The sequence below is a fragment of the Nocardia transvalensis genome, from assembly GCF_015477765.1.
GTDB lineage: Bacteria > Actinomycetota > Actinomycetes > Mycobacteriales > Mycobacteriaceae > Nocardia > Nocardia transvalensis_A.
The window spans coordinates 205,428-211,642 of sequence record NZ_JADLQQ010000014.1 but is presented as its reverse complement, the minus strand read 5'-3'; the positions used below and the strand labels follow the sequence as shown (position 1 = coordinate 211,642).

General features: G+C 60.6%; 7 protein-coding genes. 6 read left to right on the top strand and 1 reads right to left on the bottom strand.

Annotated elements, in window-relative coordinates:
- Positions 1-153: 153 nt before the first annotated feature.
- From IU452_RS33740 to IU452_RS33730, 3 genes are all read left to right on the top strand, one after another.
- Positions 154-1,548 (top strand): recombinase family protein, encoded by a 1,395-nt coding sequence (locus tag IU452_RS33740; protein WP_195113288.1) that lies wholly within the window; start codon positions 154-156, stop codon positions 1,546-1,548.
- Positions 1,549-2,171: 623 nt separating this feature from the next.
- Entirely contained in the window at positions 2,172-2,681 is a 510-nt protein-coding gene (locus IU452_RS33735) for a DUF732 domain-containing protein (RefSeq protein ID WP_195113287.1), read from the top strand.
- Between the two features lie 166 nt (positions 2,682-2,847).
- A complete protein-coding gene (locus IU452_RS33730) occupies positions 2,848-3,183 on the top strand; it encodes a hypothetical protein (protein WP_195113286.1) in 336 nt (111 codons plus the stop codon).
- Positions 3,184-3,222: 39 nt separating this feature from the next.
- Here the strand turns inward: IU452_RS33730 and IU452_RS33725 are convergent, their stop codons facing one another.
- Complete coding sequence (locus IU452_RS33725; protein WP_195113285.1) at positions 3,223-4,467, bottom strand: helix-turn-helix domain-containing protein; 1,245 nt, start codon at positions 4,465-4,467, stop codon at positions 3,223-3,225.
- A gap of 133 nt (positions 4,468-4,600) precedes the next feature.
- Between IU452_RS33725 and IU452_RS33720 the strand changes: the two genes are divergently transcribed.
- The 3 genes from IU452_RS33720 to IU452_RS33710 all read left to right on the top strand — a co-directional run bounded on the left by IU452_RS33720 (position 4,601) and on the right by IU452_RS33710 (position 6,198).
- Positions 4,601-4,951 carry a hypothetical protein gene (locus IU452_RS33720; RefSeq protein ID WP_195113284.1) on the top strand — a complete coding sequence of 117 codons (351 nt, stop codon included), beginning with the start codon at positions 4,601-4,603 and terminating at the stop codon, positions 4,949-4,951.
- A 296-nt stretch (positions 4,952-5,247) separates the two neighbouring features.
- Positions 5,248-5,559: a hypothetical protein gene (locus IU452_RS33715; RefSeq protein WP_195113283.1), complete on the top strand. Its 312-nt coding sequence runs from the start codon at positions 5,248-5,250 to the stop codon at positions 5,557-5,559.
- Positions 5,560-5,670: 111 nt separating this feature from the next.
- Complete coding sequence (locus IU452_RS33710; RefSeq protein ID WP_195113282.1) at positions 5,671-6,198, top strand: hypothetical protein; 528 nt, start codon at positions 5,671-5,673, stop codon at positions 6,196-6,198.
- The last annotated feature ends 17 nt before the right edge of the window (positions 6,199-6,215 follow it).

Here is a 6,215-nt window from a genome sequence, read left to right as displayed (position 1 = left end):
TACGTAGTCGCTACTCCAGGTTGCGGCACCGGGGGGCTCTCGGTTGCGCCGAAGATCGTAGCACACGGACTATAATGGCTTGACCAGCAGAAATACCCTACGTAGTGCCAGCATGTTTGACCACTCGAAATGTTCTCCGTAGCATGGGTAACCATGCAGGTAGAGCGACTAGCTGGAATCTATGCCCGAATCTCCGAAGATGACGCCGGAGATGCGGCCGGTGTCGAGCGCCAGGTGAGCGACTGTCGCGCCCTTGCGGCCCGGCTGGGCGTATCCGTGTACCGCACTTACATCGACAACGACATCTCCGCCTACAAGAAGGTGGAGCGCCCCGAGTACGACGCACTGACGGCCGACATAGAGGCCGGACTGGTGAAGGTAGTCCTTGCTCTCCACCCTGATCGGTTGTACCGCCGGAACCGGGACTTGGAACCGTTGATCGACCTGTGCGAGAAGTTCGATGTAGAGATTCACACTGTGCACGCCGGGGAATTGGACCTCTCCACTGCGTCAGGGCGAATGATTGCGCGAATGCTGGGTGCAGCCGCCACGCATGAGGTTGAGCGTGGTATCGAGCGAATGCGGGCTGCTAAACGACAAGCGGCGTTGAATGGTGAATTCCTGGGCGGCGTCCGTCGCTTCGGTTGGGATGATGACTTCCTCACGCTACACCCGGATGAAGCAGAGGCGATCAGGATTGCCACGAAGGAAGTGACCGCGCGGACCAAGTCCCTGCAACGGATTGCGAACGAATGGCGAGAAGCAGGATTGAAGACCTCCAAGGGCGGGGAATTCAAGAAGGGCGTTCAGGTCCGCAAGATTCTGGAACGGTGGGCCAATGCCGGTATCGTCATGCACAATGGTGAACGACTCGGGCAGGCCCAATGGGAGCCCATTATTACTGAAAGCGAACTACTCGGCGTTCGAGCTGTCCTGAAAGAGAACTCCGATAGGCAACCGGGCAAGACTTCGTTCTGGGTTAAGAGACACCTTGGCGCAGGGCTCTACATCTGCGGCAAGTGTGGCAGCACCGTTAAGACAGGTTACCGGCGCGCCGACAAGGCGGGACAGACATCCATTCGCGTCTATGTTTGCCCCACAAGCCATCTTTCACGGGCGGCAGACTACATAGACGAGTTCGTGGCAGAGATGATGATCCAACGCCTAGAGCACGGCGGCATTCCCGAACGTAGCACTGACGCCGGGGAGGACCTGAACGCACTTCTAACGGAACGTGAGGGTGTAAAAACCCGCATGCGGGAACTGGCGGCCATGTTCACAGACGGAGTGATCGAGGGTGATCAGCTGAAGACCGGTACAGCACGATTGAAATCTAAGCTAACCGATCTCGATACCCGTATTGCGGATGCCCGACATAACGATTTGTTCGGAGAGGAAATGCTCAGCGCCGACGAGATTAGGGAATCGTGGCCTGGTTTGGAGATCGGAACTCAGACGGCGATTGTGGACGCGCTAGCGACAATTACCTTACTCCCTATGCGTTCTCCCCGATTCAAACCGGAGTCAGTGTTGATCGAATGGAAATAGCATCCTCATTCTGAGAACGCCGCCCCCGGATACCCGCTTACCGCAGTCCGGGGCTTCCCCGTCTCGTGATCCGGTTGTCCATGTACCGGACAAGCAGCAGCGCCAGAAGTGCGCACACCCCAGCGACCCCAGCGCCGACGACCACACGCCGTCCGGCTATGGTCAAGTGCGTCCCGCGAGGGCATGGCCCCAGCTCAGTTCGAGCCGATACCCTTCCGATTCGATGCGATACCGCAGAGCTGGGGCCCACACTCATCGCGATCGTGGATGGCTCGTAGAGGGCCTGGACCTACGGAATACGACCCCGGCGGCAAACTGCGCAGTTGGCGGATCAGAAGGCGATTGCGTTAATCTCGGTTGCCCTTCGGGGCATCGCCCCAGCTCTGGTCGGACCGATCCCCCTCGGTTCGTGGTACCCAAGACCCTCCCCATGCGAGCGGTACCGTAGAGCTGGGGCCTTTATGCCCTCCGCCCCCTACGCGAGTCGCTTCCGCTTAGAACCTTGTGCTATGACTGGCTGGGCGGTCCGTCAAGCGACCGCAAAGCCGAAGGGGGAGAAGGGATCATGGCCGTACCCGGCTTCCTGTGTCGGCGCAGGTACGCAACTAGAAGGGGATAGGCGCGTGGAACAGCCGCAGAATCAGGTCAAGCAAAAGGGTTCCCGGAGAACGCTTCTCAGGAATGTGCTCGTGGGCGTGGCGGTCGTGTTGGTACTCGGGGCTCTTGCCAATCTGGGTGATGACGACGAAAAGAAGTCGGGCAAGAAGACCGGCGCAGAGACCACGAGCGCTGTACTCGGCGCGCCGACAACAGATGCAGGCACGCCCAACAGGGCTCCCACTGATCCCGCGCTCATGAGTGAGAGCGAGCTTCGGCAGTGGAAGATCAACCGGGACAATGCTTTTATCGAGAAGGTTTATGCGCTTGGTGTACCTCAGAAGATCGAGCGTCAGCGGCTAATCAATGCCGGATTGCGGGCGCAGGATGTCATGAAGTACGAGGGGGGTTCAGCAACGGATGCCGGTCTGGCGATCCTGCCGAAGGTGAATGGCGATATGGATACTGCTGCGAGTGTTGTGCAGGCGGCGATCGAGGTCTATTGCGAGGGTGTTTGCAAGGCCACTGTCAGTTGAATCCAGGGTGTCCAGTCGGCATCGGTTCGTTGGTAATCAGGATCGCGGTCCACCCGCGTAGATGGCCAGGGCCGAGCAGGGGTGCCTTCGCGTCGAGCGGGGACCTGCGAGACTCCAACATCGCGCTAAGGGCCCTGCCGGAGAAGCAGACAGCTATCGTAATGGGGTGAGTACCGATCGTGAGGCGGAAGTGTTGGCGCGGATCAATCGCGCCCGCGCTCAGTTGGTCGCGACGGGCGAATTGGGCACGAGAATCGGGGGCGGTCGGGCACCGGCAAGGTCAGACGTGTTCAAACAGGCAGCGGCCGAAATCCACGCTGCGGAGCAGGCACGTAACCGGTTGCTGGTAGAGCTGGTGGGCGCAGCGGACACGGTGCCGTTGGAGCTGGCCCGGCGGCTCGGTTTGACCGGACGAGAGGCCGCGCATGTTGTCGAAACGGCACGCAGCGGATCACGAAGGATGCGGGCGCACGTGCTCGGCGAGCCGGAGACCGCCGGGTAGCTCACCCGCTGCTGAGCGGATTTCTGGAGTGATGGCAGGTCACAAGGCGACGATGTCGTGAGCTGTAAGCTCGGCGTCGAGCGCTTGAACGGCGGCTGCGTCAGCCCAAGGGGCGAGTTCTGAGCGTGCCCGAGCGATGGCAGCAGCAAGGCGGCGTGAACGGTGCTGACTGGTCATCTGTACGGCTTCACCGATTGCGGCAGCGGCAGCATCAACCGCGCCGAGTCGCAGCAATGCGCGATGCAGGTCCAGCAAGGACATAGCGCGGTCTCGGATCTTGTCCTGAGCGATCAGTGACAACGATTTGCGAGTAGCTTCCGCAGCTTCCTTTGGACGCCCTACCAAGCCCAGACATTCGCCCCGGTAGGACCACAACAGGCCGAGCCCATGAAAGTATGCCTTCGAATCCGCCGGGAGCTGAGGAGTCGATGAACAGCGGTCTATGTCGGCATGGGCGTCATCGAGCGCGGCAAGGCACGCGGAGGCGTTTCCGGCTTTCGCGTAGGCGTGCGCGGCTCGTACGGCAGCGTACGACCGAAGCGTAATGTCCTCGCTGTCAGCCAGCCATGCGCGGGCGGCCACGGCATGGTCGATCCCGACGCGCGGTTGTCCCTGCCAGAGCGCGAGCTGGCTCATGTGGCAGAGCATGTATCCGGCAAGGTCTGAGTCCTCGGCTTCGTGGGCGAGATGCCAACCCAGGTGATACAACCGGGCGGCAGTGCGGTAGTCGCCAAGATCGAACGCCAAGCATCCCGCGAACCCAGTTATCTCCCCATTCAATGCGAGAAACGCCGGGCGAAGACGATCGGGACAGTCACTGAGAAGGGCCTCAGTGATTCTGTGGGATTCGATGACCGGGCCTTGCGCGACCGATGCTCCAAGCGTGTCATCGAGCGTCATGGCCGAGTAGAGGATGGAACGAAGGTTTCCGATGGTCGCGGTGTCGGGGCGGCCGATCTCCGACAGCAGGGCTGGCGGTGTGGCTGCGACACCGAGGGTTGTTAACGCTGTCGCTGTGGTCACTGCTAGGAAGTCTCGCCGTTGCACATCGTCCTCTTCTCCTCCGATGAGCGCCTTGAACCGTTGCCGGACTGGGTCCGCAGCGGACACCAGCATCGTGTCCAGCACGCTCTGATAGAACCCGCTCACAGGTCCGCCGTGCTCCCAACGGATGACGCTGCGCTTAGAGCATCCAAGGACTTTGGCGAACTTGGCCTGATCCATCCGATACGCGGCACGCAGTGCCCGTACATGCGTTTCAGTCCACTCCCCGAAGGTAGCCATCACACCAGAATCTAGTCCCGCACTGTCACTTTCGTGTCACCTTCTGGTATCTCGCTGTCACCCCCATCGGCGGGAACCTGTGTGCAGGCCCCGACACCGGGATGATCACCGCTCGGTGTCGGGTGCCGTACCAATGACCGGACCGAATGGCGGCAGGGGTGACACGGTGGGGTTCAACTGGTGGCGCGAGGATGCCAATCATGAACAAGCCGGTACCAGCGTTCAAGAGATCCTGGCTCGTGTGCGGGCCGAGCGTCGACGCGAACGTGTACAGGCCGAAGACGCTAGGGCCGCCGACGCTGGGCTATGGCCGACCGGTTGGCCGCACGAGGCACCCGACCGGCCGCTGAGCGTGCCCGAGGCGCAGAAGACGATGCAGCGGCACCGTGACTGTCTCAAGGAGAACTGCCCGCGCAAAAAGTCGGCGTGGCGGACCTTGGTAGAGGCGGGAAAAATCAAACCGGATACCGGGCGAAACTACTAGCGCGGAACCGGAGAGAGCTTGTAATCGTCCGTTCCGCAGAGCAAGCCACCACGCGATCACTCCGGACACACGGTTATCGCCTGTTGCAGCATGATTCAACTCCGCGGAAACGGATGGCACGAAATTGTCTGGGAGAGAAGGGAGGTGTCGTGTTGGGTCCGGAAGATGACGGTAACGTCGAAGAATAACGGAGTCGTTCGACTTCGGGATTAGGCACAACCGTGGGAAGGCTCCACGTGCACCGGGGCCTTCCCTCTGGAATTGGATAGATAGAAATGGCGTCACGGTACGTTCGCGTGGATACGGCGCAGCAGATTTCAGACGATTGCACAGATGATCAGCGTTACAGCGACACCATGCCGTACGGGCCGATCCGGCCCGAGCATGCAACCGGCAGTTGGAGACTCGAAGGCGACGAGCGCGAATGGTGGCTGTGGAAGCCGCTGGGTGCAGATCGTGTCCAGGTGAAGGCCGCGACAGCGACGACGTGTGTGTGGTCGGTGGTGCGTGCTGGCGGGTATCTGTTGCAGGAGGCACCGCCCGCTCGGGATGTGGAGGACGCGAAGGCGCAGGCGGATTACTGGATTGCGTGGAAGTATCTTCCGTGATCGGTCACACTGGCATGTTCGGTTCGACACGAGGGAGGTAGGCGTTATGGGCGATTACAGGCCGTATACGAAGCCTGCCCCTTGCCGCAACTACTGAAGGGGATGGAACGAATGGGTCAATACCAGAAGATGACGAAAGCCGAACTGGCGCGGCAGGAATCCGACCAGCGCAGGCCCGAATTCATGGAATGGCTCGAACCCGAACGCATGGATTCGCAGCTTCGAAAGTTTCTCACCGAGACGGTTCCGGATATGCCTGAGAACCCCTTTACCGTCGAGGGGTTGAACCGGGCGGAAGCGGTGGCGCTGGAATTGATGCCCGGCGAAGACGCGCCATTTCCTGACGACGATATTACCGATCAATTCGTGCGGTTCCTCGGTGAGACGTTCCGGCGTAATTTCGGCGGTGAGTGGATGAACATTCCGAACTGGGACCGTGACGAAACACTCGGGCCCGTGGTACATCAGGAATTCGCTTTCACGTATCGTGATCCGCGGCAGATGCTAGTGGTCGCGATTTCTCAGCGCACCGGCAACGAATGGTCGACTATGTTCGAGTTCGCCACTGAGGATTACACGCAGTGGACTGCCGCGGGTCGGCCGCCGATGCGGGAGTGGAAACCGCAGCTGTTCGGCTAGCTGGCCCCAACCGTCAC

Coding starts and splice junctions, on each gene's coding strand:
- IU452_RS33720 (WP_195113284.1), top strand. CDS start 4,601: ATGACCGGACCGAATGGCGGCAGGGGTGACACGGTGGGGTTCAACTGG.
- IU452_RS33740 (WP_195113288.1), top strand. CDS start 154: ATGCAGGTAGAGCGACTAGCTGGAATCTATGCCCGAATCTCCGAAGAT.
- IU452_RS33725 (WP_195113285.1), bottom strand. CDS start 4,467: ATGGCTACCTTCGGGGAGTGGACTGAAACGCATGTACGGGCACTGCGT.
- IU452_RS33710 (WP_195113282.1), top strand. CDS start 5,671: ATGGGTCAATACCAGAAGATGACGAAAGCCGAACTGGCGCGGCAGGAA.